The 24,234-nt window shown below is 65.3% G+C and carries 22 protein-coding genes; 11 read left to right on the top strand and 11 right to left on the bottom strand.

The genetic code is table 11. The features are described 5' to 3' along the window. The first annotated feature begins 91 nt into the window (after positions 1-91). On the top strand, positions 92-1,498 hold the full coding sequence (locus tag HALRU_RS01035) for an ATP-binding protein (protein ID WP_148680381.1): 1,407 nt from the start codon (positions 92-94) through the stop codon (positions 1,496-1,498). A gap of 96 nt (positions 1,499-1,594) precedes the next feature. Here HALRU_RS01035 and HALRU_RS01030 read toward each other — a convergent pair whose 3' ends face one another. Next, on the bottom strand, positions 1,595-1,813 hold the full coding sequence (locus HALRU_RS01030; RefSeq protein ID WP_007701836.1) for a hypothetical protein: 219 nt from the start codon (positions 1,811-1,813) through the stop codon (positions 1,595-1,597). Positions 1,814-1,967: 154 nt separating this feature from the next. Between HALRU_RS01030 and HALRU_RS01025 the strand changes: the two genes are divergently transcribed. Further along, positions 1,968-4,085 carry a helix-hairpin-helix domain-containing protein gene (locus HALRU_RS01025; RefSeq protein ID WP_015299558.1) on the top strand — a complete coding sequence of 706 codons (2,118 nt, stop codon included), beginning with the start codon at positions 1,968-1,970 and terminating at the stop codon, positions 4,083-4,085. Positions 4,086-4,230: 145 nt separating this feature from the next. Here HALRU_RS01025 and HALRU_RS01020 read toward each other — a convergent pair whose 3' ends face one another. Further along, a complete protein-coding gene (locus HALRU_RS01020; RefSeq protein WP_015299557.1) occupies positions 4,231-4,620 on the bottom strand; it encodes a type II toxin-antitoxin system VapC family toxin in 390 nt (129 codons plus the stop codon). Beyond that, on the bottom strand, positions 4,617-4,769 hold the full coding sequence (locus HALRU_RS15540) for a hypothetical protein (RefSeq protein WP_015299556.1): 153 nt from the start codon (positions 4,767-4,769) through the stop codon (positions 4,617-4,619). The genes HALRU_RS01020 and HALRU_RS15540 overlap by 4 nt, the downstream gene beginning before the upstream one ends. A 262-nt stretch (positions 4,770-5,031) precedes the next feature. Between HALRU_RS15540 and HALRU_RS01015 the strand changes: the two genes are divergently transcribed. From HALRU_RS01015 to HALRU_RS00995, 5 genes are all read left to right on the top strand, one after another. Next, the gene (locus HALRU_RS01015) at positions 5,032-6,198 is read left to right on the top strand and encodes a sensor histidine kinase (protein ID WP_148680380.1); all 1,167 of its coding nucleotides are present in this window, start codon (positions 5,032-5,034) and stop codon (positions 6,196-6,198) included. Between the two features lie 301 nt (positions 6,199-6,499). After that, on the top strand, positions 6,500-7,630 hold the full coding sequence (locus HALRU_RS01010) for an ORC1-type DNA replication protein (RefSeq protein WP_148680379.1): 1,131 nt from the start codon (positions 6,500-6,502) through the stop codon (positions 7,628-7,630). Positions 7,631-7,787: 157 nt separating this feature from the next. Continuing rightward, positions 7,788-8,537, top strand: a complete 750-nt coding sequence (locus HALRU_RS01005; protein WP_015299553.1) for a DUF4397 domain-containing protein — start codon at positions 7,788-7,790, stop codon at positions 8,535-8,537. Positions 8,538-8,655: 118 nt separating this feature from the next. Next, positions 8,656-9,765: a bactofilin family protein gene (locus HALRU_RS01000; RefSeq protein WP_015299552.1), complete on the top strand. Its 1,110-nt coding sequence runs from the start codon at positions 8,656-8,658 to the stop codon at positions 9,763-9,765. A gap of 113 nt (positions 9,766-9,878) precedes the next feature. After that, on the top strand, positions 9,879-10,517 hold the full coding sequence (locus HALRU_RS00995) for a sensor domain-containing protein (protein ID WP_015299551.1): 639 nt from the start codon (positions 9,879-9,881) through the stop codon (positions 10,515-10,517). Positions 10,518-10,579: 62 nt separating this feature from the next. On the opposite strand, the gene HALRU_RS00990 is transcribed toward HALRU_RS00995, so the two are convergent. Beyond that, positions 10,580-10,852, bottom strand: coding sequence for a DUF7553 family protein (locus tag HALRU_RS00990; RefSeq protein ID WP_015299550.1), 273 nt, complete (start codon positions 10,850-10,852; stop codon positions 10,580-10,582). A 118-nt stretch (positions 10,853-10,970) separates the two neighbouring features. Here HALRU_RS00990 and uvrB point away from each other — a divergent pair, with 118 nt between their 5' ends. Beyond that, positions 10,971-13,037: an excinuclease ABC subunit UvrB gene (gene uvrB / locus HALRU_RS00985; RefSeq protein ID WP_015299549.1), complete on the top strand. Its 2,067-nt coding sequence runs from the start codon at positions 10,971-10,973 to the stop codon at positions 13,035-13,037. Between the two features lie 39 nt (positions 13,038-13,076). Here the strand turns inward: uvrB and HALRU_RS00980 are convergent, their stop codons facing one another. From HALRU_RS00980 to HALRU_RS00970, 3 genes are all read right to left on the bottom strand, one after another. Continuing rightward, complete coding sequence (locus tag HALRU_RS00980) at positions 13,077-13,841, bottom strand: hypothetical protein (RefSeq protein WP_015299548.1); 765 nt, start codon at positions 13,839-13,841, stop codon at positions 13,077-13,079. Positions 13,842-14,273: 432 nt separating this feature from the next. Continuing rightward, the gene (locus HALRU_RS00975; RefSeq protein WP_015299547.1) at positions 14,274-15,503 is read right to left on the bottom strand and encodes a putative manganese transporter; all 1,230 of its coding nucleotides are present in this window, start codon (positions 15,501-15,503) and stop codon (positions 14,274-14,276) included. A gap of 232 nt (positions 15,504-15,735) precedes the next feature. Next, positions 15,736-16,977 (bottom strand): trans-sulfuration enzyme family protein, encoded by a 1,242-nt coding sequence (locus tag HALRU_RS00970; RefSeq protein ID WP_015299546.1) that lies wholly within the window; start codon positions 16,975-16,977, stop codon positions 15,736-15,738. A gap of 252 nt (positions 16,978-17,229) precedes the next feature. On the opposite strand from HALRU_RS00970, the gene HALRU_RS00965 reads away from it, so the two are divergent. After that, the gene (locus HALRU_RS00965; protein ID WP_015299545.1) at positions 17,230-18,366 is read left to right on the top strand and encodes an outer membrane protein assembly factor BamB family protein; all 1,137 of its coding nucleotides are present in this window, start codon (positions 17,230-17,232) and stop codon (positions 18,364-18,366) included. Between the two features lie 37 nt (positions 18,367-18,403). On the opposite strand, the gene HALRU_RS00960 is transcribed toward HALRU_RS00965, so the two are convergent. Both HALRU_RS00960 and HALRU_RS00955 read right to left on the bottom strand, forming a co-directional pair. Further along, entirely contained in the window at positions 18,404-18,886 is a 483-nt protein-coding gene (locus HALRU_RS00960) for a GNAT family N-acetyltransferase (protein ID WP_148680580.1), read from the bottom strand. A gap of 117 nt (positions 18,887-19,003) precedes the next feature. Beyond that, positions 19,004-19,300, bottom strand: a complete 297-nt coding sequence (locus HALRU_RS00955) for a translation initiation factor (RefSeq protein ID WP_015299543.1) — start codon at positions 19,298-19,300, stop codon at positions 19,004-19,006. Between the two features lie 238 nt (positions 19,301-19,538). On the opposite strand from HALRU_RS00955, the gene HALRU_RS00950 reads away from it, so the two are divergent. After that, positions 19,539-20,639 carry an ABC transporter ATP-binding protein gene (locus HALRU_RS00950; RefSeq protein ID WP_015299542.1) on the top strand — a complete coding sequence of 367 codons (1,101 nt, stop codon included), beginning with the start codon at positions 19,539-19,541 and terminating at the stop codon, positions 20,637-20,639. Beyond that, complete coding sequence (locus tag HALRU_RS00945; protein WP_015299541.1) at positions 20,636-21,493, top strand: ABC transporter permease; 858 nt, start codon at positions 20,636-20,638, stop codon at positions 21,491-21,493. Before HALRU_RS00950 ends, HALRU_RS00945 begins: the two co-directional genes overlap by 4 nt. A 93-nt stretch (positions 21,494-21,586) precedes the next feature. Here HALRU_RS00945 and HALRU_RS00940 read toward each other — a convergent pair whose 3' ends face one another. After that, positions 21,587-23,323, bottom strand: coding sequence for an excinuclease ABC subunit C (locus HALRU_RS00940; RefSeq protein WP_015299540.1), 1,737 nt, complete (start codon positions 23,321-23,323; stop codon positions 21,587-21,589). Between the two features lie 68 nt (positions 23,324-23,391). After that, entirely contained in the window at positions 23,392-24,147 is a 756-nt protein-coding gene (locus tag HALRU_RS00935; protein ID WP_015299539.1) for a hypothetical protein, read from the bottom strand. Positions 24,148-24,234 lie beyond the last annotated feature (87 nt).

Genomic DNA, 24,234 nt, shown 5'->3' with positions numbered 1-24,234 from the left:
AAGACGAACGCCGTCGTTCAAGGTCGGTGACGCATATTCCTGATCGTCCCGAAACACATAAGCCATTATCTCGATAATGATTACCCAGAGTATGACCTTTTACGACCGGGAGGCAGAGCTCGGTGCGCTCCGATCCGCGTTCGAGTCGCCCGGATCCGATGTATTCGTCGTCTACGGCCGTCGACGAGTGGGGAAAACGGAACTGCTGAAAGAGTTCTGCAGTGATCGGCCGCACATCTACTTCCTCGCGGCGCAGGAGGCCGAAACGCGCCAGCGAGAGAAACTCGTCGATCAGGTCGCAGCGCATTTCGACGAGCGCGTCCCGCGAACCGACGGATGGGACGAGGCGTTCGACTACCTCGGGGAGAAACTCCAGACTGAGGAAGTGGTTGTCGTTATCGACGAGTTTCCGTACCTCGTCGACGAAAACGACTCTGTCCCCTCCTACGTACAGGGATTCGTCGACGAACAACTCCGAGAGAGCGAGTCGATGCTGGTTCTTTGCGGGTCGAGCGTAAGTACGATGGAATCCGAGGTACTCGGCCACGAAAGCCCATTGTACGGTCGTCGTACAGCACAACTCGACGTGCAACCGTTTTCGTTCCGACAGGCACAAACGGTAATCTCGTACGATACGGCCGACGCAATCCGGTCCTACGCGATCACCGGTGGGACGCCGATGTATCTCACGATGTTCGATTACGAGACGACACTCGCGGAGAACGTAAAGTCCCAGATACTGTCACCGTCGGCGGTGTTGTACAACGAACCGGAGTTCTTACTTCGGACCGAGCTCAGAAATCCCGCCCGATATATGAGTATTCTCGAATCCGTCGCGCTGGGCCATACGACGCCAAACGAGATCTCTGGGGCGACCGGTATCGATTCGGGCCCGCTCTCGAAATACCTCCAGACGCTTCGCCGACTCCGACTCATCGATCGCGACGTACCTGTGACCGCATCGAGCAAGAAGTCGAAGCGGTCACGATACCGCATCGCGGACGAGTTCCTTCGGTTCTGGTTCCGGTACGTCGAGCCGAATCGTTCCAGTATCGAAGAAGCACCTGATATCGTATACGACGGGACGATCGCCCCCGATCTGCCGACGCACGTCGCGACCACGTTCGAAGAGATCTGTCAGGAAGTCGTGTGGGAAGGGATTCGACGCGGAGCCGTCGAGCCATATTCCGAAGTCGGTCGCTGGTGGTACGGAGAAGATGAAATCGACATCGTCGGGCTCGCACCCAACGACGACCGAATCCTGCTTGCGGAGTGTAAATGGACGTCCGATCCCGTCGGGAGCGCACTCGTTGATGACCTGTTGGCGAAGGCAGAGAACGTTCGATGGGGACCAAGTGATCGTGACGAACACTACGCCCTGTTCTCGAAAAGTGGGTTCGTCGACGGTCTCGAAGACGAACTCGATCAGAACTGGTCGCTGTTTTCCCTCGCCGAAATAGACGACCTTCTTTCACCTGCAACTGAGGATGGTGTGTAGACCGTTCGAAGGGAACAGAACCGTGTTCGCACCTGTGCCGCTGATGGCGAGTGTCGGCCCGTTCACAGACCGTCAGACTCCCTCGTCCGTGTGCCCTCAGGCGGGTGTCGGGTCTGACCCGCCGCGGAACAGTCGCAGGGCGCCCTGTGCGGCGAGGCCGGCGATCGTCCACTGGTAGGCGAGGACGGCCAGGCCCAGGAAGGCGACCGTTCGAAGTCGATTACCGCGCGAGTGTGCCCGCCGGGCCTCGTTGAGAACCGAGAGGACCGTCAGCGAGCGCGCCGTCTTCGAGCCGAGGAGTTTCGTGAGTACCATACCCGATGGAGTAGTGGGAGCGGGATACCGTGTCACCCGGGAGGTGCAAGGGTCGTCGTGACCACTCGCGGACGAACTGAGTACCGGCGTGGCGAGTACTGGGCGACAGTCACGACCCTATACGTTTTTCCGGACCCGTGCGTATGGCCGTCCAATGGAACTGGAGGCGATCCCGGGCGTCGGCGCGAAGACGGCCGCGTCGCTGGCCGAACTCGAGGATCCCGAACGGGCGCTCCGAGAGGGAGACGTGGCCGCACTCGCGAGCGCACCGGGCGTCACGCCGGGTCGGGCCGCCCGCATCGCCCGCGCGGCGATCCGCGCCACGCACGACGACCCCGGCGGATTTCTGGGAACGGACCGTGCGCGAGAGATTTACCGGGAGGTGTGCGCTCTACTGCAGGCACGGGCGGTCACCGACTACGCGGCCAGCCGGCTGGAGACGTTCTATCCGAGTGCGCGCCGCTCTCGAATCGAAGAGGCCCGCGAGATGGCCAGCGATGCGCTCGAACGCGAGCCGACGGAGGCTGTGTTGGCGGCGCTTTCGGACGTCGAACCCGTGACAGAGCCGGGCGACGTCCGCGTGCGCGAGCGCTGTCTCGCGACGACCGACGCCGAGCGCTACTCGGCGGCCCGCGAGGCGTTCCGGGAACTCTCGGTCGAGGTCGTCGAGGACGCCCGCGGGCTGGCCGAACTGGCCCGCGGCTACGCGACCGTGGTCGCGCTCGACGAGAAATTCGCGGGTGTCGACGTCGAGGGCGACGTCCGCGTCCGCCCCGACGCGTTCGACGAGCCGGTCGAGATCGTCCCCGAGCGGCCACTGGCGTTCTTCTCGCGCAACCGCGACCGGCTCCGCGCGGCCGTCGCCGTCCACCGCCAGAGCGACCTCGACGCGCCCTGCGACCTCGATGCGCTGGCGTCGGGACTGGATCGACTCGACGCGGACGGCGCCGTCGCCGGCGACGACGAACTCGACCGGCTGGAAGACGCCCTCGACGACCTCGACGACGCGGTCGCGGCCGCCGAAGACCTGGCGAGCGCGCGGTTGAAAGACGCCATCGCCGAGCAGGACGTCACCATCGAGGGGTCGGACCTGCTCTCGCTGGTCGAACGCGGTGCCGGCGCCGACTCGCTGCTCTCGCGCGAGCTGGCAGACGAGTACGACGACGCCGTCACTGCGGCACGCGAACACCTCGTCGAGACGCTGAACCTGGACGACGCAGAGGGTGAGGTGGCCGCCCGGGCGTTCCCCGACGAGCCCACCTTCCCGGTCTCCCACGAGGCGGACGTGGTCGCACGACTGCGTGAGGACCTCCAGAGTGCGATGGACCGCCGCGCAGGAGAGCGCAAACGCGAACTCGCGAACGATCTCGCGGACATGCGCGAGGACGCCGAGACGCTCGTCCGCCGGGCGCTCGAACTCGACGTCGAACTCGCGATCGCCCGCTTCGCCGCCGACTACGACTGCACGATGGCGGACTTCCTCTGGGACGACGAGGAGCAGGCTGCAAACGCGAGGGGAGCCGATGCAGCCCCCGACGTCGCCATCACGGGCGGACGCTCGCCGTTGCTGGACGAGCCCCCCGAGCGAATCGATCCCGTCGACTACGAGATCGCGGGCGTCCGCCTGCTCTCGGGCGTCAACAGCGGCGGGAAGACCTCGACGCTCGACCTCGTGGCTGCGGTGGTCGTCCTCGCACACATGGGGCTGCCCGTCCCCGCCGACTCGGTCAGTCTCCGGCGTTTCGACGGGGTGCACTACCACGCCAAAACCCAGGGCACCCTCGACGCGGGCGCGTTCGAATCCACCGTCCGCGGCTTCGCCGACCTCGCGACGGGCGCCGACGGCGGCCTGGTGCTCGTCGACGAACTCGAGAGTATCACCGAACCCGGCGCCAGCGCGAAGATCATCGCCGGCATCCTGGAGGCGCTCGCCGAACGAGATGCGACGGGCGTCTTCGTCTCCCACCTCGCCGACGAGATCCGCGAGACCGCGGGCTACGACGTCCCCGTCGACGGTATCGAGGCAACCGGGCTGGTCGACGGCGAACTGCAAGTCGAGCGCTCGCCCGTCCCAGAACATCTCGCTCGCTCGACGCCGGAGTTGATCGTCGAAAAGCTGGCCGACGAGGCAGCCGATGGCGCGCGGGAGCCAGATGCGAACGCGGACAGTGGCGGTGGGACGTCAGATGCGAGCGGGACGACTGGCGCGAGTGCCGACGGCGGCGCCGACGCCACGGACTTCTACGAGCGATTGCTGGCAAAGTTCGAGTGACGGACGGAGAGCACGGCATTCGATGAACAACCGATAGGAGCCAACGCTCGCCCCGAGGGCAACAGCCGAGAAGTCCCGGACGACCGGTTCGGCAGACATTCACAGATCAGTCTCACACTGAACGCGGCTCACCGTAGGCAAGCGGTCACTCGAGTGCAGTCGGTGAGATCGCACCATGCTCGCGCAATTCACCGTCGAAAGAGACGAGTGTCGCATCGACTGCCGCCGCGGATGCGAGGATAAGCGCATCCATCGGATACAGGAGTGTCTCCTCCTGGAGTCGATTTGCTTCGAACATATCTGTCGAGTCCGGAAACGTCACTTCTACCCGGGATCGGACCCGCTGTTCGATCTGTGTGACGCGGTCCCTATCGATTCGCTTCTTTTTGGCCAGCACCGTCCGCAACTCCATGAGGGTCAGGATCGACACGTACGTCTCTTCGAGACCATTGAGCGCGTGAACGGCAGCCGCCGATCGGTCCGTATCACTCGTCACAGCGGCAACAATGACGTTAGTGTCGAGAAGATAACTCATAGACGTTCACGAACGTCGCGAACGGCCTCGACAGAATCGACTTCGATATCGACGGCGAGTTCCGCAAGCGCATCGCCAAGCGGGCGATCCGGATCGTCCTCCGGATCGCCACCCACGAACTCGGCAAAGTCTTCGGTCGTGAGACTCATGTCAGATCAGTAGATGCGGGTCGCAAAAAGCCTGCTGGTGATCAAACCTGCCGGAACGGCTGTACCTGTGTTCAACTGATACCGGCCAGGTGGGTCGAACGACGCACTAGGGCGCCGACGCCACGGACTTCGACGAACGGCTGCTGGCAAAGTCCGAGTGACGGACCAGTTCCAGCGGGTCAGAGGCCAGAAACGATAAATCCACGCAGTGTCATCGATGTGTGTGAACGGAGCCACGCGACGATGGCCCCCCTCTCGGACCGTGGCGGTCACGGCGACGCGCTCCCTGGGCACCGTGCTGGCAGCCGTGGTACTCCTCGAGGTTCTTACCTTCGCACTCAGCGAACCCGACATCCTGTCCAACAAGCTCTACATCTCCGGGATGCTCTCGATGCTGCCCTTCCTTGGCGGACTGTTGTACGCGCCGTACTGGCTCGAACGGTCGAATATCTCGTCAGTCCGGTACCCGCGGATCGCGCGCTGGTGGGTCGGCGGCGTCGTCGTATTTTTGCTCATCAATGCGATGTTGATCCTGGCGATGCCATCGGAGCCGTGGACGGTCGTCGTCGGATGGCTCCGCTGGTCGATCGTCATCGGTGCGAGCGTCGGCCTGTTGATCGGCATCATCGAGGCGCGAGCGATCGAGCGAGCGAGAACGGCCGAGCGGAATGCGGTTCGCGCCGAACAGCTAGAGAAGCAACGCGACTTGCTCGATTACCTGAACAGCATCCTCAGACACGAGGTCCTGAACACGGCGGCGATCGTCGACGGCTACGCGACGCGGTTGCTTGACGACGGGGAGACGCTCGACGCGGACGAACAGGAGTGGGCGCAGGTGATCCACGAGGAGGCGGACGACCTCTCGACCGTGATCGACGACGTTCGCGTGCTCCTGCGGACGGCCTCGGGCGACCACGAACTCCACCCGGTCGACCTCACGTCGGTCCTGGAGGACGAGGTGGCCTCGCTCGAACGGGCGACGGACGCCACGGTCGAGACCAACCTGCCCGCGTCGGTTTACGTCCGTGGCGACAGCCTGTTGTCCCGCGTCTTCGGAAACATCCTCGGGAACGCCGTCGAGCACAACGACGGGCCGGATCCGTGGGTCGGAATCACCGTAACCGTCGACGACGAGACGGTTCGTGTCGACATCGCCGACAACGGCCCCGGGGTTTCGCCGGCCGAACACGACTCCATCTTCGATCGGGAACGAGGACACGCGAACACGCACGGACTCGGGCTCTACCTCGTCGACAAGCTGGTGACGACCTACGGCGGGGACGTCAGCCTCGCGGAGACGGGTCCCGACGGGAGCAAATTCACCGTGGAACTGCCAAAGGTTCCAGCACCCGACGACGGCCAGACGAGGACGGAGTCGCCTGAGTCTGAGCAGACCGGACCGACGTCGACGGAGCCGGCGACGGACTGAGTGTGTCGGGCGGGGACGGTCACAATCCGCCGACTGACCGGCCCGTTACGGGTGATAACGGCCGACCGTCACTGGGACGGTGCTGAGTCGAACGCCAGCAATCCCAGCGCCGCGAGCGGGTATCCCCACTGGCCGACTCAACCCGGGTTTCGTCCGTCATATGGCTCAACTGCCCGTATATTCACGATCGTATTTGATAAAATTACCCAAGAATCTCCGAGAGCCGTGCGAAAACGGGATAGCGGCCCGGATTCGCCGCTCGCCGAAACACATACGTACCTACGAGAGCGAGGTGAAAGTGATGGAACGGGACCCCGACGAGGGGATGCTGGGCTGGGACGAGACGGTGTTTCGCAACGAATCCGTCTTCGAGATCGACTTCGTCCCGGAGACCTTCAGGCACCGGGACTCGCAGATGCAGAGTCTCACCTACGCCCTGCGTCCCGCGGTCCGCGGGTCCCGCCCGCTGAACGTCCTCGTCCGGGGCCCACCGGGAACGGGGAAGACGACGGCGATCCAGCGCCTCTACGACGAGATCGGCGCCGAGACCCGGGACGTGCGGACGATCCGGGTCAACTGCCAGGTCAACTCGACGCGCTACTCCGTCTTCTCACGGCTGTTCGAGGGCACATTCGACTACGAACCACCCTCCTCGGGCATCTCCTTTAAGAAACTCTTCGGGCAGATCGCCGAACAACTCGTCGAGGACGACCGCGTGCTCGTCGTCGCACTGGACGACGTCAACTACCTCTTCTACGAGAACGAAGCATCCGACACGCTGTACTCGCTGCTTCGCGCCCACGAGGAACACACCGGCGCGAAGATAGGCGTGATCCTCGTCTCCTCCGATCCGACGCTCGACGTCGTCGACGAACTCGATCCGCGCGTCCAGAGCGTCTTCAGGCCGGAGGACGTCTACTTCCCCGTCTACGACGAGCGCGAGGTCGTCGACATCCTCCGTGAGCGCGTCGAGCGCGGGTTCAACGAAGGCGTCGTCACCGCGCCGATCCTGGATCGTGTCGCGGAACTCACCGCCCAGAGCGGCGACCTCCGGGTGGGGATCGACCTCTTCAAACGCGCGGGGCTAAACGCCGAGATGCGCGGCTCGAAGACGATCTCCGTCGAAGACGTCGAATCGGCCTACGAGACCTCGAAGTACATCAGCCTCTCGCGTAGCCTGCAGGGACTATCGGACTCCGAAGCCGCGCTCGTCCGGGTCATCGCCGAACACGACGGCGACCAGGCCGGCGACGTTTACGAGGCCTTCCACGACGAGACCGACCTCGGCTACACACGGTACTCGGAGATCGTCAACAAGTTAGATCAGCTCGACCTCATCGACGCCGACTACGCCGAGATCGAGGGTCGCGGCCGCTCGCGTTCGCTCTCGCTGTCCTACGAGACGGACGCCGTGCTCGATCGACTCGAGTAGCCGTCGACCGCCCCGTAGGGTCACGTAAATCGGGCTGTAGGCCGTCCATTCGATCGGTAGGCCACCGATACGAGATCGGTCGACACCCACGTTCGGCGAATTGTACACCGTACTTTCCAGTCGCTACTTCACAGGGGTCGCCGTCGCCGAGTGTGCAATGTCTCCAACCAGACGTACCACGATCAAAGGGGCCGCCGTCGCCGGCGGACTCGCAGCTATTCCAGGTACCGTCTACGCCACCGGCGAGCACGATGACGACGATCGAAAATCGGACGACGACCACGATGGAACGGGAGGTTCGATGGCACCCGAAGCCGCCGTTCGCGTCGCTCACCTCTCGCCCGACGCGCCGAACGTCGACGTCTACCTCGCGGGCGACAAGGTCCTCTCGGACGTCGCCTACGGGACGATCTCGCACTACCTGGAGGTCGACACCGGAAGCTACAACGTCCGCATTACGGCTGCGGGCGACCCCGAAACGGTGGTCTTCGACGACGAGGTGGCGGTCAATTCCGCCTACTACACAATAGCGGCGATCGGCGAACTCGGCGCAGATACCTTCCAGCCGCTGATCCTGACCGACGCCGGGTCGGCACTGGTCCGTCTCGTCCACACCGCTCCCGACGCGCCAGCCGTCGACGTCTACGCCGGCGACAGTGCGCTCTTCCAGAACGTCGCGTTCGGGGAGGCGTCGAACTACGTCGCCGTCCCGGCAGGTGAGTACGAGCTCAGTATTACGCCAGCCGGAGAGGCGGAATCGGTCGTCGCGACGGCCACGGCGGCGGTCGAACTGGGAACGGCCTACTCCGCGTTCGCGATCGGCTACCTCGAACCGCCGAGTGACGCCGACGGGCGGGACTTCGCGGTGGAGTTCGCGGTCGACGGACCGATGGCTGGCGACTGCTAGGGCCGCTCCGGACACCCCACGCGACCCCCGTCGATCGATATCGGATCGGACCTGATGACCGTCACAATTCCTTTCATTCTACATACACCTATACCACGACGGACGCCGTACGTGGGGTATGGGCGCGAAATCGAGCGGGTCCAGACAGCAGACGAATCGGCACCGACTTCGTCAGATCGGCGCAGTCGTACTCGTCACCCTCCTGCTTGTCGGCTCTATGCCGCTGGCAGTGACAGCCCAGACGGACGGCGACGCCGGCGGCTCGGTCGTCGTCGAGGAGGGCGAAACGGTCGACACTGTGAACGCGTTCGCCGGCCACGTCGTCGTCCGCGGAACCGTCGAGGGCGACGTCATGGCGTTGGCGGGGAACGTCCGAATCGCCGAGAGCGGATCCGTCGAAGGCGACGTGAGCGCGTTCGCCGGAAACGTCGAAATCGCGGGGACCGTCGAAGGCGACGTCATGGCCGCCGGCGGCAACCTCCAGATCGCCGAGTCAGCGTCGATCGCGGGCGATCTCGAGGCCGGCGCCGGAACGGCGATGATCGACGGTGAGATCGATGGCGACGCCGAGATCTCGGCAGACACCATCACACTCGGCGAGACTGCCAGCATCGGCGGCGACCTCGCGTACTCGGGCGACCTGCAGGGCAATCAGGACGCCGTCTCGGGCACGATCACCGAGGACGCAAACCTCGGCCCCGATGTTGGGCCAAACCTGGGACCGCTGGCGTCCTGGTTCGTGGCGCTCTACGGACTCATCCTGAACCTCATTCTGGGAGCGATCCTGCTCGCGCTCTTCCCGTACTTCTCGCGTCGCGTCGCCGGCCGTGGGGGCTCGTCACCACTCAGAGCCGGCCTTATCGGCCTCGGCGTCCTGATCGTCGTACCGATCCTGCTCGTCGCCATCGCGATCACGGTCGTCGGCATCCCGATCACGATCCTCGGGTTCTTGGTCTTCGCGATCGTCTGCTGGATCTCGCTCGTCTACGGCTGGTTCACCATCGGTGCGTGGGTCCTCTCTGCCGGCGGCGTCGAGAGCGCCTGGCTCGCACTCGTCGTCGGGCTCGTCGGCGGCGCACTGCTCTCGCAACTGCCCTTCGTCGGGGCGCTCCTCACGTTCCTGGTCCTGCTGCTGGGCCTCGGGGCGCTCTCGATGGGAATCTACGGGAATCGGCGACGAGAACGAGATTCGGAGGCGAGACAGACGACGTGGGCAGGAGGTGAGTGAGGACCCGATCCGTATCGACCGCAAGTCAGCAGAGCCGACGCGTTCGATCGAGTGTGGCGTTACTGTCGAGTAACGCTTAATTCCACCTCGATAGAAGGTAGCGCATAGAACGCATGTCAGACGCCCATCACCGTCTCGGTTCCAGTCGGTCGACCAGCGGTCTCACGAGCCTCACCGACCGCCAGACGTACAAAAATCTCGCCTACCTCGCGCTCGCGTTCCCGCTCGGGCTCGCGTATTTCGTCGGACTCACGGTCGGTCTCTCCCTCGGGGTCGGGCTGGCGGTACTGGTGATCGGCATCCCGCTGCTCGTGGGCGTCCTGTTCGCCGCCCGGTGGCTCGCTGCGTTCGAACGGACGCTCGCGAACGAGTTGCTCGATCTCGATATCGCCGCTCCAACGGATGTCTCCACGGCGCAGAATCGAACCCTGACGGAGACGGTCGACGCGTATCTTCACGCCGACTCCACCTGGCACGGCGTGGCGTTTTGCTACCTGAAACTGGCGCTCGGAACGGTCGCGTTCACGTTGCTGGTCGTCTTCATCGTCGTTCCGGCCGCGTTCCTGACGGCACCCGCCCACTACCAGTACTCGACGATCCAGCTCGTCGGGTGGGAGATCGATACGCTCCTCGAAGCCATCCTCGTCGTGCCGATCGGGGCTGTCGTCGGCGTGCTCGGAATCCATCTGCTCAACGCGACTGCCGACGTCTACGGGACGATCGCCGAGTCGTTACTGGACGGTTCGGAGTGACCAGAGCACACTCACTCCGCCGACGTCCGCAACCGCAACCCGGCCCGTGGCGCACCCGCTGACTACGCTCCTTCGAGCCCGTCCCGATACGCCGAGAGTGCCTCGATCACGTCGTCGATGTCGTCCTCGACGTCGGCGTCGGTCTCCTGTTTCGCCTGGCGAAGCTGGTTCAGGTAGCCGTCGACGACGGCGTGATCGGCCTGCTGGTCGTCCTGCTCGATCGCGGCGAGTTCGCCGGCCACCTCGCGCAGGTCGTCGCGAACGGCGTCGTCGGCGTGCGGAACGGTCGCTTCCAGTTCGCGGCGAGCCTGCTGGAGGGACTGGTCGTCTGGCATGGGTTCGAATACGACGGCGAAACGGAAGGGTGTCGGCCTCGTCGAAACAGACAGTCCCGGCGGGCAGAACGTCCCAGACCGTACGGGTCAAGGTCGTCCAGTCCGAATAGGTGCTACCATGAGCGAGACGCACTCGGGACCCCTCCAGCCCGACCGACCGGACGCCGACGCGCCGTTCCGGGTCGACGCCCCGTTCGACCCCGCGGGCGACCAGCCGGAAGCCATCGACCAGCTGGTCGAGGGGTTCGAGTCGGGCGCGGAGAAACAGACCCTGCTCGGCGTGACCGGGTCTGGCAAGACCAACACGGTCTCCTGGGCGGTCGAACAGTTAGAACAGCCCACCCTGATCATCGCCCACAACAAGACCCTCGCCGCCCAGCTCTACGAGGAGTTCCGGAATCTCTTTCCAAACAACGCCGTCGAGTACTTCGTCTCGTACTACGACTACTACCAGCCCGAGGCCTACGTCGAGCAGACCGACACCTACATCGACAAGGACGCCTCGATCAACGACGAGATCGACCGGCTGCGCCACTCCGCGACGCGCTCGCTGCTGACCCGCGACGACGTCATCGTGATCGCCTCCGTCTCGGCCATCTACGGCCTCGGTGATCCGCAGAACTACGAGAACATGGCGATGCGGCTGGAGGTCGGCGACGAGATGGGCCGCGACGACCTCCTGAAGGGGCTGGTCGACCTGAACTACGAGCGCAACGACGTCGATTTCACGCAGGGCACGTTCCGCGTCCGGGGCGACACCCTCGAAATCTTCCCGATGTACGGCCGCTACGCCGTCCGCGTCGAACTCTGGGGCGACGAGATCGACCGCATGATCAAGGTGGATCCGCTTGAGGGCGAGGCGAAGGGTGAACAAGAGGCCGTCCTCGTCCACCCGGCGGAGCACTACTCCATCCCCGAGACCCGCCTGGAGCGGGCGATGGACGAGATCCGGGACGATCTGGACTCGCGCATCTCGTACTTCGAGCGCCAGGGCGACCTCGTCGCCGCCCAGCGCATCGAGGAACGCACCACGTTCGATCTGGAGATGATGGCGGAGACGGGTTACTGCTCGGGCATCGAGAACTACTCCGTTCACCTCTCGGAACGCGAATCCGGCGACGCACCCCACACCCTGCTCGACTACTTCCCCGACGACTTCCTCACCGTCATCGACGAGTCCCACCAGACGATCCCGCAGATCAAGGGCCAGTACGCCGGCGACAAGTCCCGCAAGGACTCCCTCGTCGAGAACGGTTTCCGTCTCCCGACGGCCTACGACAACCGCCCGCTCACCTTCGAGGAGTTCGAGGAAAAGACCGACCGTACCCTGTACGTCTCCGCGACGCCGAGCGATTACGAGCGCGAACACTCCGATCAGATCGTCGAGCAGATCGTTCGCCCGACCCACCTGGTCGACCCGCTAGTCGAGGTCGCCGACGCCACCGGCCAGGTCGACGACCTGATGGACCGCATCGACGACCGCATCGACAGGGGCGAGCGGACCCTCGTCACGACGCTCACCAAACGCATGGCGGAGGACCTCACCGAGTATCTGGAGGAAGCCGGCGTCGACGTCGCCTACATGCACGACGAGACAGACACCTTAGAGCGCCACGAGATCATCCGCTCCCTGCGCCTGGGCGAGATCGACGTCCTCGTCGGCATCAACCTCCTCCGTGAAGGGCTGGACATCCCGGAAGTCTCCCTCGTGGCGATCCTGGACGCCGATCAAGAGGGTTTCCTCCGCAGCGAGACGACCCTCGTCCAGACGATGGGCCGGGCCGCCCGGAACGTCAACGGCGAGGTCGTCCTCTACGCAGACGAACCCTCGAACGCCATGGAGTCGGCGATCGAGGAGACCCAGCGCCGCCGTGAGATCCAGCAGGAGTACAACGAGGAACACGGCTTCGAGCCCACGACGATCGAGAAGGAGGTCGGCGAGACCAACCTCCCCGGCAGCAAGACGGACACGACGACGGTCTCCGGCCGCGAACTCTCGGACGACGAGGAGGCCGCCCGCTACGTCGAAGAGCTGGAAGACCGGATGGACGAGGCCGCCAGCAACCTGGAGTTCGAACTGGCCGCAGACATCCGCGACCGCATCCTCGAGGTCCGCGAAGAGTTCGGCCTGGCGGGCCACGGCGACGACGAGGAAGGCATCGCCCCACCGGCCGAGGAGTTCTGAGCGACGGATCGGCGGTGCGCGACTGAGGAGTCCTCGATCTCAACTCGTATCGACGAAGATGGTTCCGCTTGCGTCGATATCGAGATCTTTGACGTGCGAATCGGGACCGCCATCGGGGTTCGTGAGCCACAGTTCGGTCGAAAAACTGACGTCGAACTCGTACGACCCGTCCTCGAGACTGCCGTCGGTTCCGAGGCTGACGTTGAACTCGGCGCCTCCGCAGGCGTCTTCGTCGATCTTGCCGAAATAGTCGCCGTAATCGTGGCTGAAGTGGCTATCAGCTTCGTTGATGTCGAGACCGGTGTCTCGTTCGACATCAAGCGGATTCGGCGCGGGGATAGGTGTCGATCCCCAGAGCGTGTCTAGGGCGTACTGCACCTGGTCCGACGAGATACCTCCGGTTCCTTGAGAATATCCGTCGACCCAGTCGACGGTGCTGTCGGCCGGATTGGTGGCCTCGTTCATCTGGAACTCCAGAGTCGTGTTTTCAAAGTGATACCACATCCCGTCGTGGTTCATGGCCCACGTCAACCCTAGGGTGTTGGTCTGGACGGACGTGGACGACGGACCAGAGACCGTCAATTCGATTCTCGCTTCTTCCTCGTCGTTATAGTCTTCCTTCGTATCGATGGCGTTGGCAAGCGTTACCGTCCCACCGCCGCCACCGCCACAGCATGGACTCACGACCTGATCCTTGTCGAATTGATCCTCATCGCCGTCGGCGGACACAGTTCCGACGGCACCGAGCGAGAGCGGCACTGCTTTCAGGACGGTCCGCCTGCCGATGCGATCGTATCGAGACATCGATCACGAATTACCAACAAACTGTATTATATCTTTTGGTCATGTCCATAAGCCAATATCAGCGCCCACAGCTGTTCGAGACCGATCCGGAAACGATGGCGTGGAAGCTGGTCGAGAAGGCGGCATATCACCTCACGATAGCAATTGACTCGGCCTCCGCCCGCGCGGTACGGAGAACGGACACATGCACTAGAATATCGTCCGCTCGCTTGAGCGACGGTGCCGGCCGACACGTCGAGGAGGCAGACGAGGCGCTCATATCTCCTCGACGTCGTCGATATTCTCGCCGAGAAGAAATCGGCAGCCGATCATTTTACGCCTCGCCGAGGGCCACACCGTCCAGACGGCCGATCGACTCCAGGATCTTGTCCATCGTTTCTTGTTGTCCCGGTCGAGACCGAACGCACAATTCCAGCGTGACCGAGCCCGCCTTCACGCAACCCCGAAGCCGAACTCCGGCATGCCGAAGACGGGTTCCCAGAGGAAGAACAGCGCCACGCCGACGACGAGCGCCGGGAGCGCGTTGTAGATCGTCGCCACGACGGCGGCCTTCGGGTCGATCGCGAGCAGCGGGAACAGGGCGTCACCGTCCTGGGCGATGGCGTTGGCCGCGAGGGCGGAGAATGGCAGCGCACCCTCTGCGTAGACGCCGGCGAGCAGGATCTGGGGGCCGCAGCCGGGGATCAGGCCGACCGCGACGCCGCCGATCGGGGCGAGCACGCCCGCCGTCGCGGCGACCGCGGCGACGTCCAGCCCGGAGAGGACCACCACGTACTCGTACCCGGCCAGTGCGACGATCACCCAGACGGTGACGAAGCTCGTCTCCATCGCTGCGTGGGTCAGCGTGTCGTAGATGGAGCCAAACGAGTCGCGGGCGCGGGCGATCTCGCCCTCACCGACGTAGTGGCGCCCGATCGCGTAGAGGTACAGCGAGAGGACGCCGCCCACGAGGCCGAAGACGGTGAACGCGCCGGCGAAGTCGACACCGACCGACAGCGCAATCTCGGGGCCGCCGCGAAGGAGGTAGATGGTGCCGAGAATGAGGCCACCGACGGCCGCGATCCACCAGGCGACGTGCGCGGCGTGCGACAGCGGTGTGAGAATCCGCGACGTGCGATCGGGGCCGGCCTCGTGAGAGTGGGTCGGTGAACAGGTCGGATAATCGTGGGTGGGGTTCGGCCCGACCCGGTTGTTCACGACGGTACCGCCGTCGGTGGCGGTCGTCCCGGGCGCGAGGCGCGAGACGGCCGCGTCGACGCGTGTGACGCCGAGTCCCGCAGTGTCGACGAGATATCCCGTCGCCACCGAGGCGACGAGTGCGATGGCGTAGGCGTAGAGGGCGGCCTCTGGAGCCAGCGCGAGGATGACGAACGCCGAGTCACCGGCCGTCGCACCCAACGTGGCCACGACGGTGCCGAAGCTGACCGACCCACGGACGTACAGCGGCATGACGACGATCGCACCACCGCAACCGGGCGTGAGGCCAAGGAGGCCGCCGATGAGCGGCTGGAGACGCTCGTTGTCCTCGATGGCGCGGAGCAGTGCGCCGTCGGTTCGATACTGGACGAATCCGAACGCGAGCACCGTCACCGCGACGAAGACGCTCACCTGGACGTAGCCGTCCCGCAGCGACGCGAGCAGAATCGAGAGCGGATCAGCCACGCCGGCCACCTCGCGAGTGACGTGGATAGATTAGACGCATCTAATTCTATCTTTAGGAGAAGGTGCTAAATAGCTTTCGGCGAGACAGTTCCGGCTGCGATGCTCGGCGATGAGGACGCCGGAAAAGGAGTTCGTACAGCCGTAGCCCCATGGACGACGATTTGCTCGGAAGGCTCTTCAGAACGACGAGTCCCGCTCTCGGCCGTTTACGGGTGTCAGATGGCGAAGTCCGTCACTCCCCGCCCGCAACCGATTCCACCGCGGATACCCGTTCCAGTCCGCGCTCCAGGTCGGCCCGGAGATCGTCGACATCCTCGACGCCGACGGAGAGGCGACAGAGCGTGTCCGTGATACCGATGGCGTCCCGCTGTGCGGGGTCGAGCGGTTCGTGGGTCATCGCCGCGGGGAGCTCGATCAGCGACTCCACGCCGCCGAGGCTCACCGCGAGAGTGATCTCGGACAGTTCGTCGAGGAAGGCGATCGCGTCGTCCTGCGTGCCCGCCAGTTCGAACGAGAGGACGCCGCCGTAGCCCGACTGCTGACGGGTCGCGAGGTCGTGTTGCGGGTGTGATTCGAGGCCGGGATAGTGAACAGCCCGGACGGCGGGGTGGTCGTCCAGAAACTCGGCGAGCGCCATCGCGTTCGACTCGTGCTGGCGCATGCGCAGCGGGAGGGTCTTCACACCGCGGAGGGTGAGGTAGCTGTCGAACGGCGAGAGGACGCCGCCGGCGGTGATCTGCTGGGTGAGTTCGAGTTCCTCCGCGAGGGCCGCGTCGTCCGTGATCACGGCGCCGCCGATCGAGTCGCTGTGACCGTTGATGTACTTCGTCGTGCTGTGGGCGACGAGGTCGGCTCCGAGGTCGAGCGGTTGCTGGAAATAGGGGCTGAGGAAGGTGTTGTCCACGCCGACCAGCGCGTCGCGATCGTGTGCCAGCTCGGCGATCGCCTCGATATCACAGAGTCGGAGCAGGGGGTTCGTCGGCGTCTCCAACCAGACGAGTTTCGTGCGCTCGTCGATGGCCGCGTCGACCGCGTCTACGTCCGTCGCGTCGACGAACGTCACCTCGACGTCGAACCGGCGGGCGAACAGTTCCGTGAACATCCGCTTCGTGCCCGCGTAGAGATCCTCGAACGCGACGAGTCGGTCGCCGGGTTCCAGAATCGACAGCCCCACCGCCGCGATCGCGGCCGTTCCGGAGGCGAACGCCATCGCGTGCTCGCCGCCTTCGAGCGAGGCGAGTCGGTTCTCCAGTGCTCGCCGCGTCGGATTCGAGAGGCGTCCGTAGAGGTACTGGCCCGCGTCGGGATCGACGTCGTCGAGCCCCATCGACGGATCCAGCGCCTCCAGACCGTACGTCGAGGCGAGGTGGATTGGCGACACCGCATCGCCGTACCCGCCCTCGTGGGCGAGTGCCTTCTCCCCCGCCGTCACGGCGCGAGTGTCGAACGCGGTCGACCGCTCGGGTTCGTGCATGCGATAGCCTCACAGCCACACGGATATGAATCGTGTGCATATTTCAGTAATCTGGCGTGTGTGTTATATTAACTTCAGTTATCCGAGACGGTACTCGCCAGATTCCCGCCGGCGTCGAACACCGAGCCAGGCGCCTCACAGCCCGGAACAACGGCAGGAATCACTCTCGACCAGACGTCGACCGAACGGCACGTTCTGTCCACCAGCACCTGCAACGGAACCGATAACTCACAGTAGTTTATCAGATGGTGTATGAACGTCTCGCGACGGGAGGTATCGGCGATGCTCGCCGGGTCGACACTCGTCTCGACGGCCGGGTGTATCGACTTCCTCGCAGCCGAGGAGACGGAGCCAGCGATCGGCCCAACGGACTGGCCGAGCTTCCAGCGGACGGCCCGGAACCACGGGTACACCGAAGCGGGCGGCCCGGGCGACGAGCCGACAGAACGATGGCGCGTCGACCTTCCGGGTGGCGTCGGTGAGCAGGTCGCAGTCGTCGACGGAACCGTCTACGTCTGCACCGAGGCGGGGTCCGTCCACGCGCTCGACGCAAAATCGGGCGACGAAGAGTGGGCGGAACACGGCTACGGCGCGAAGGCACACTGTCCGTGCGTGGTCGACGGACAGGTCGTCTTCGGAACGGAGACTGGGGACATCGTCGCGCTCGACCGGACGGACGGGAGCGAGGCGTGGACGACCGAACTATCGGGTCCCGTCGCCGGACCCACGCCAGCCGGGGACGAACTTTACGTCGGGACGACGGAATCGCCCCGAGTTTACGCGCTCGGGGCGACGGACGGCGAAATCGAGTGGAACGCTCCCGTCGACGCACCGGTCGTCGACTACCCCGCCGTGACGGACGACGCCGTCTACGTCGGCACGGAGAACACCGCCATGCTGCAGGGCTGGATTCACCGCGTCAATCGCGAGTCAGGCGACGTCACCTGGACGAGAGAGGGGTCGCGAATGCAGTCGCCGGCGGTCGCCGACGAGACCATCTACGCCCCGTCGCTCACCATGGAAGTGTACGAGCCCTCCGGCTTTCGATCCGGGGTCCAATCCGTCTCCGGACACATCCTCTGGACGCCGGCCGTGACAGACGGGACGTCCGTCGTGATCGGAACGGGCGGCATTCTCGCCACGAAATCCCGAGACGACGGGCCCGACTGGATCCTCGAACTCGAGGGGCGACCACACTCGGGCCCGGTTGTCGCCGAGGATCGCGTGTATCTCGTCGGCGACGAGGCCGTCCTCGTCGGCATCGACTACCAGCAGGGAGAAGTGCAGTGGCGACGACCCCTCGACGGCGAGTTCGGCCGGCGACCAGCCGTCGCCGACGACGCGCTCTTCGTCGGGACGAGCGACGGGGCCCTGTACGCGTTCGAGTGAGCAGGGAAACGGGGCGCCACAGGCCCCACACCTGACCCTACAATTCTAGCGTGTAGACGACCTCTGTTCGAGTCTCACCGCCTATCTCGACCTCGCCTTCGCCGCTCTCCTCGAAGCCGAGGCGCTCGTAGAACCGCCGGCCACCCTCGTTCGACGCGAGGTCGATCGCCCGCATGCGATTCATGTGGAAGTCCTCGAGAGACGACCGAAGTCGCTCGTGTAGCGCCGTCCCGATGCCCTCCCGCTGATGGTCCGGATGCACGTACATTCGGAGGACGTCGCCCTCGTCCTCGGAGACGACGCCGTGGGTGAAGCCGACGATCTCGCCGTCGGATTCGGCCACTAGAACCGCGGTTCCCGGCTTCTCGAGCGCCGCTGAAAACGATTCGTCGTCGTACCACTCCGCGATCGTCTCGTCGATCGTTGCCGAATCGAGCTCGTCGTAGGTGTCGTGCCAGGTGTCCCTGGCGACCTCGCGAATCGCCTCGCGGTCGGCCGTCGTCGCCGGCCTGATGGCTATGGTACGTTGTCCCATAGGAACGGCTCCACCGACGAGAGATAAAGTAGTTCTCTCAAGCGTATTTGGACGGATTCAGCTGCAGTTGAGCGAGACAGCGCCGGAGAAAGCGATGCGACGTTACGCCTGGACCTGAAAACCTCGATCGCGAAGCAGGTCCGGCACTCGATCGCGATGGTCGCCCTGTAGTTCGATACGGCCCTCGTCCACGGTCCCGCCGGTCCCCATCGCACTCTTCAGGTCGGAGGCGAGCGACTCGATTTCCGACTTGGAAAGGTCGAATCCCTCGACGATCGTCACCGGCTTGTCGTACCGTCTGCTCTCCGTGCGGAGCCGCAACACTTGCTCCGCCGCATCCAGGTCGCCGTGCGTATCGAGCTCGTCTAACAGGTCGTCGATGTCCTCGTCGTTTGCCACGTGTGATCGTAGGTGCCGAGCCGGCAAAGAGGTATGCACTCGTCGGATTCGCGACCCGACGTCGCCGAGTCCGGATCGATCAGCGAGTGCATCATGTAGTACATCCCACTCCGTATCGCTACTCCCGGGCTACCGAACGCTGTCCGAAGGGGTATGGTCGCTCTCCGAACGCAGAATTTAGTTGCACATCGTACCTCTCGTGACAAAATATTTTGTTCTTGGAAGGAATTGTCGAAGTATGGCCGCCATCGAACTCCGCGGCGTCACGAAACGGTACGGCGCCAGCGGACTCCGCAAATCGAACGATGTGACCGCCCTCCGCGACGTGGACCTTCGCGTCGAAGACGGGGAAATCTTCGGCTTTTTGGGGCCGAACGGCGCCGGCAAGTCGACGACGATCGACATCATGCTCGATTACCTCGAACCGACCGCCGGATCGGTCCGCGTCCTCGGTCACGACGTCCCCGACGAGAGCGTGCGAGTCAGAGAATGGACGGGGGTCCTGCCAGACGGTCACGGACCGGTCGGCGAGCGTACCGGTCGTGAACACGTCGAGTTTGCCATCGAAGCCAAAGGCGCCGACGACGATCCGGACGAGTTGCTGGGCCGCGTCGGAATGCTGGGTCCGGAGGAGTACCCGGTCGCACAGTACTCGAAAGGGATGACCCAGCGGCTCCTGCTCGCGATGGCTCTGGTGGGCGAGCCGGACCTGCTAATCCTCGACGAACCCACGACCGGGCTCGATCCCAACGGTGCCCGCGAGATGCGCGAGATCATCCGCGAGGAGAACGCCCGCGGCGCGACCGTCTTCTTCTCGAGTCACATTTTGGAGCAGGTCGAAGCTGTCTGCGACCGCGTCGCCATCCTCGATCGCGGCGAGATCGTCACGGTCGACAGCATCGAGAACCTCCGCGAGCGCGCCGGCGGCACCGCCACGGTGACCCTCGCGCTCGCGAACCACGACGAGGCGGCGATCGAGCGCGTTCGGGCCGTCGACGGCGTCGTCTCGGTCCGCGTCGAGTCCGCTGCCGATGATGCGTCGCCCAGGCAGGTCACGGCGACAGCAGGCCACCGGTCAGGCGGAGGAGACGAGCAACGGACGAGCAGTCCCCAGCGTGCCGAGTCGGCAGAACCCATCGACGGCGCGGGACTAGGCGACGGTGCAAAAGGGTTCGACGGCGACCCGGACGCAGCCGCGACGGTCGTCGTCACCTGCGAAGCGCGAGCCAAGGCCGCGGCGATCGCGACGATGCACGAATGCGTTCCCGTCACGGATGTCGCAGTCGAGGAGACGCCCCTCGAGGACCTGTTCGCCGTGTTCACGGAGGGGGTCGCGTGAATCGACTCGTCGGGACGCCGCGACGGTTGCTCCTGTACGCGCGCGAGGACGCTCTCGACGCACGACGGGAGCGCCAGCTACACACCCTCTGGGGACTGTTCGGGCTCGTCGGGCTGGTGATCACCTACAGCGCGAGTCAGGGTACGGGAGCGGGCGTCCGCAGCGAGCCGGTCGGGATGGTTGCATCGCTGTTCGGAGCGCTCGTGATGCTCGTACCGCTCGTCGCGCTCGGATTCGTCGCCACGACCATCGTGGAGAAGCGTCGATCCGGGGCACTGACCGTCCTGCTCGGGCTCCCGTTCGCCCGTCGAACGGTCGTCCTCGGCACGCTCCTCGGCAGGAGTGCGGTGATCGCCTCGGCCCCGCTGGTCGCGCTGCTGGCGGCGCTTCCGGTCGCGCTCGTGACAGACGTCGCCGTCGACCCCGGACACCTGATCGCCGCCGCGGTCACCCTCTCGCTGCTCGCGACCACATTCGTCTCGATCGCGGTCGCGATCTCTACCCTCGCGCGCTCGACGATGCTGGCGACGGTGACGGCGTTCGGCGCCTACGTCGTCTTCGTCTTCGACGGCTGGTCGCAGCTTCCGGCAGTCGTCCGGTACGTCATCCACGGCTTCGAACGGCCCGAGACGACGGCGACGTGGGCCGAAGTCGTGGCGGCGACGAGCCCGATGACGGCATTTGCAAACCTGGTGGCCGGTATCTCCCCCTCGCTCGCCGACGCGTCGGTCGCGAGCGCGGCCGAGAACCCCGAGCTCTGGGAGGAGCCGGCCGTCGCGGGTGCGATACTCCTCGGCTGGATCGTCGCATCTACCGGGATCGCCGCGTGGCGATTCCGGGCAACGGACATCTGAAACAGCGAGGGTCGGGCCAGGCGCGGGGCAAAACGTCACGAGCCGAAGAGAGAGTCGATGACGTCTGTGCAGGGCCTATCAAGTGGTCCGACACTACAGCCGCGACTTGACCGTCTCCGCGGTCTTCTGGCCGACGCCGTCGACGCTGGTCAGGTCGTCGAGGGTCGCCTCGCGAACGTTCTCGACGCTTCCGAACCGACCGAGCAGGCGCTTGCGTGTCTCGGGGCCGATCCCGGGGACGTCGTCGAGCACCGTCCGGACGTCGTCGCGAATCGTCTGGTGGTACTGCACCGCGAAGCGGTGGGCCTCGTCGCGCACCCGCTGGAGGAGGTGGAGGTGCGGCGCGTCGCTGGGCCAGGCGTGCTCGCGGTCCGGCGTGATCACGCGCTCTTCGGATTTCGCGAGACCGACCGCGGGGACGTCCCAGCCTTCCGCCTCAAGGGCCTCGCGCGCCGCTTCCAGTTGGCCCTTTCCGCCGTCGATCAGGAGGAGGTCAGGATCTGGGCGGTCGTCCCGGCCCTCGACAGCGCGGGCTGCCCGCCAGGTGATCAGTCGGCGCATGTTCGCGTAGTCGTCGTTTTCGTCGTCTAACTTTTTGCGCCGGTAGTCGGCCTTCTCGGCGCTGCCGCCGACGAACGTGACGTCGCTCCCGACGGCCGACTTCCCCTGGGCGTGGCTCACGTCGAAGCCCTCGATCCGGCGCGCGGCGTCGATCTCGAGCGCGTCGGCCAGCATGCCACACTCGTCTCGGCCGCCGACGTTGCGCCGGGCGTTCTTGAGCGCGAGATCGATCAGCTTCGCCTCCCGACCGGCGCCGGGCACCCGGACGGCGACGCCTTCCGCGTCGAGCCAGGCGGCGACCTCCTCGTCGTCGTGGCGCTCGGGAAGCAGAAGGGCGTCGGGCAGGTCGCGCTCGGCGTAGTGCTGGACGACAAACGCGGCGATCACGGTCGGGACACCTTCGTCCGCGCCGTAGGGTGCCGCCAGGGTGAAGCGGTCCCGATCGACGAGCTTGCCGCCCTCCGAGCGCAGTCTGGCGACGGTCGCCTCTTCGCCCTCGATGGCGACGCCGAGGACGTCGACGGTGTTCGCGTCGTCGTAGGCCTGGACGGCCTCGCCGCCCTCGCCGTGAAAGCGCTCGACGGCGGCCAGGCGGTCGCGCAGGTTGGCTGCACGCTCGAAGTCCTTCGCCGCAGCTGCCTCCTGCATCCCCGACTCGAGCGGATCAGCGAGGATGCCCGTCTCGCCCTCGAGAAATCGGCGGACCGGGTCGACGTCCTCGCTGTATGCGTCCACACTGATCTCACCGGTACACGGCGCCGTGCACAGCCCCATCTCGAAGTCCAGGCAGGGCCGGTCGCGGCCGCTGTACTTGTGATCGGAACAGCCACGAATTCCATACGTCTCGCGCAAGGCCTTCACGACCGTCTCGACCCGCGTCTTCTTGGTATACGGGCCGAACACCGTGGCCGATTCGTCGGGATCTCTCGTTATTTCGATCCGCGGCACGTCGTGATCCGTCAGCTGGACCATCGGGTAGGACTTGTCGTCCTTGAGTCGGACGTTGTACCGCGGCTGGTGGCGCTTGATGAGGTTCGCCTCGAGCAACAGCGCCTGCGTCTCCGTGTCCGTGACGGCAACGTCGATCGCGTCGGCCTCGCGAACCATCCGCGCGATCCGCGCGCTCCGGGGGTCGGCGTACGAGCGCACCCGCGATCGAACGTCGACGGCCTTCCCGACGTACAGCGTCGTCTCCCCGTCGAGAAACTGGTAGACGCCGGGCTCGGTCGGGAGATCGCCGGCTCGCTCACGAACCGACTGCGGCTGCATCGAACCCGGATAGGGCGTCGAGCGGTATCAGCGTGACGCGTTCGACCGAGCGTCGTGACCACGGCGGATCAACCCTGGTCCGATCCCGCGTCAGTGCTGGCACCACCCTTCGACGTGGTGACGGACGGGCCGGTGCCGTGTTCGCCGCCGGGCGATTCCGATTCGACCAGTCCTGAATCCGGCTTGGCCTTGACCGCCCCCGAATCCGGCCCGGCCTCGATCGCCCGCGTGAGGACGGCAACGGACCGGTCCGGGGTAGCTGGCGGTGGGATCGAGAGATCGGGCGCTCCCGACACGGCGACGACGAGGCGTTCGCGGCGACTGTTGAGGTACCGGGCGAACGCGGCGAGACCGCCGAGGAGGCCGACGAGACCGAGCAGAACGAGGAGGTGGCCGAGCGTGTCGAGAACGGTCGTGAGCGTGTCGAGTGTCCCCTGGACGGTCCCCGCCATCGGCCCGGGACTCTCGACGGTCGGAACGAGGCCCGCAAAGTCCACCGAGACCCCGACGAGCGCGACGAGTGTCCCGACGGCGCTCAGCAGAAACGCCCAGCCAAGCAGGCGAAGCGACTCCTGCGTCTCCGTACGGACGTCGACGGCGTTCGGTCGGTCGACGGCCCGAAATTGGGGCCCGTCGGCCGATTTCGGGTGGAACGCGAGCACACGGTGACTCGTCACGACGAGTGCGTGTTCGTCGGCATCCACGCGCTCTCGAACGCGCTCGCCTGCCAGCAGGAGTTCCGCGACGCGATCGCGCCAGGCATCGCGCTGCGAGGGATGCCCGTCGGAATCAGGGTCGACCGGTGCTCGATCGCGTCTCACCATGCGGATGGATTCGACACCCCGGGGGAATAACGTCCCGGCCGTACACCCGACTAGGGACGGACTACCGCGCGCCCTCGCCAATGCTCG

This window comes from Halovivax ruber XH-70 (assembly GCF_000328525.1).
Lineage (GTDB): Archaea > Halobacteriota > Halobacteria > Halobacteriales > Natrialbaceae > Halovivax > Halovivax ruber.
This window is presented reverse-complemented; position numbering and strand designations above follow the sequence as displayed.

What these genes read in the sequence shown, in the direction of transcription:
- HALRU_RS00965 (WP_015299545.1), top strand. Translation starts at nt 17,230, where the DNA reads ATGAACGTCTCGCGACGGGAGGTATCGGCGATGCTCGCCGGGTCGACA.
- HALRU_RS15540 (WP_015299556.1), bottom strand. Translation starts at nt 4,769, where the DNA reads ATGAGTCTCACGACCGAAGACTTTGCCGAGTTCGTGGGTGGCGATCCG.
- HALRU_RS01020 (WP_015299557.1), bottom strand. Translation starts at nt 4,620, where the DNA reads ATGAGTTATCTTCTCGACACTAACGTCATTGTTGCCGCTGTGACGAGT.
- HALRU_RS01000 (WP_015299552.1), top strand. Translation starts at nt 8,656, where the DNA reads ATGGGCGCGAAATCGAGCGGGTCCAGACAGCAGACGAATCGGCACCGA.
- HALRU_RS00950 (WP_015299542.1), top strand. Translation starts at nt 19,539, where the DNA reads ATGGCCGCCATCGAACTCCGCGGCGTCACGAAACGGTACGGCGCCAGC.
- HALRU_RS00935 (WP_015299539.1), bottom strand. Translation starts at nt 24,147, where the DNA reads ATGGTGAGACGCGATCGAGCACCGGTCGACCCTGATTCCGACGGGCAT.
- uvrB (WP_015299549.1), top strand. Translation starts at nt 10,971, where the DNA reads ATGAGCGAGACGCACTCGGGACCCCTCCAGCCCGACCGACCGGACGCC.
- HALRU_RS00990 (WP_015299550.1), bottom strand. Translation starts at nt 10,852, where the DNA reads ATGCCAGACGACCAGTCCCTCCAGCAGGCTCGCCGCGAACTGGAAGCG.
- HALRU_RS01010 (WP_148680379.1), top strand. Translation starts at nt 6,500, where the DNA reads ATGGAACGGGACCCCGACGAGGGGATGCTGGGCTGGGACGAGACGGTG.
- HALRU_RS01025 (WP_015299558.1), top strand. Translation starts at nt 1,968, where the DNA reads ATGGAACTGGAGGCGATCCCGGGCGTCGGCGCGAAGACGGCCGCGTCG.
- HALRU_RS00970 (WP_015299546.1), bottom strand. Translation starts at nt 16,977, where the DNA reads ATGCACGAACCCGAGCGGTCGACCGCGTTCGACACTCGCGCCGTGACG.
- HALRU_RS00940 (WP_015299540.1), bottom strand. Translation starts at nt 23,323, where the DNA reads ATGCAGCCGCAGTCGGTTCGTGAGCGAGCCGGCGATCTCCCGACCGAG.
- HALRU_RS00980 (WP_015299548.1), bottom strand. Translation starts at nt 13,841, where the DNA reads ATGTCTCGATACGATCGCATCGGCAGGCGGACCGTCCTGAAAGCAGTG.
- HALRU_RS01030 (WP_007701836.1), bottom strand. Translation starts at nt 1,813, where the DNA reads ATGGTACTCACGAAACTCCTCGGCTCGAAGACGGCGCGCTCGCTGACG.
- HALRU_RS00995 (WP_015299551.1), top strand. Translation starts at nt 9,879, where the DNA reads ATGTCAGACGCCCATCACCGTCTCGGTTCCAGTCGGTCGACCAGCGGT.
- HALRU_RS01005 (WP_015299553.1), top strand. Translation starts at nt 7,788, where the DNA reads ATGTCTCCAACCAGACGTACCACGATCAAAGGGGCCGCCGTCGCCGGC.
- HALRU_RS01035 (WP_148680381.1), top strand. Translation starts at nt 92, where the DNA reads ATGACCTTTTACGACCGGGAGGCAGAGCTCGGTGCGCTCCGATCCGCG.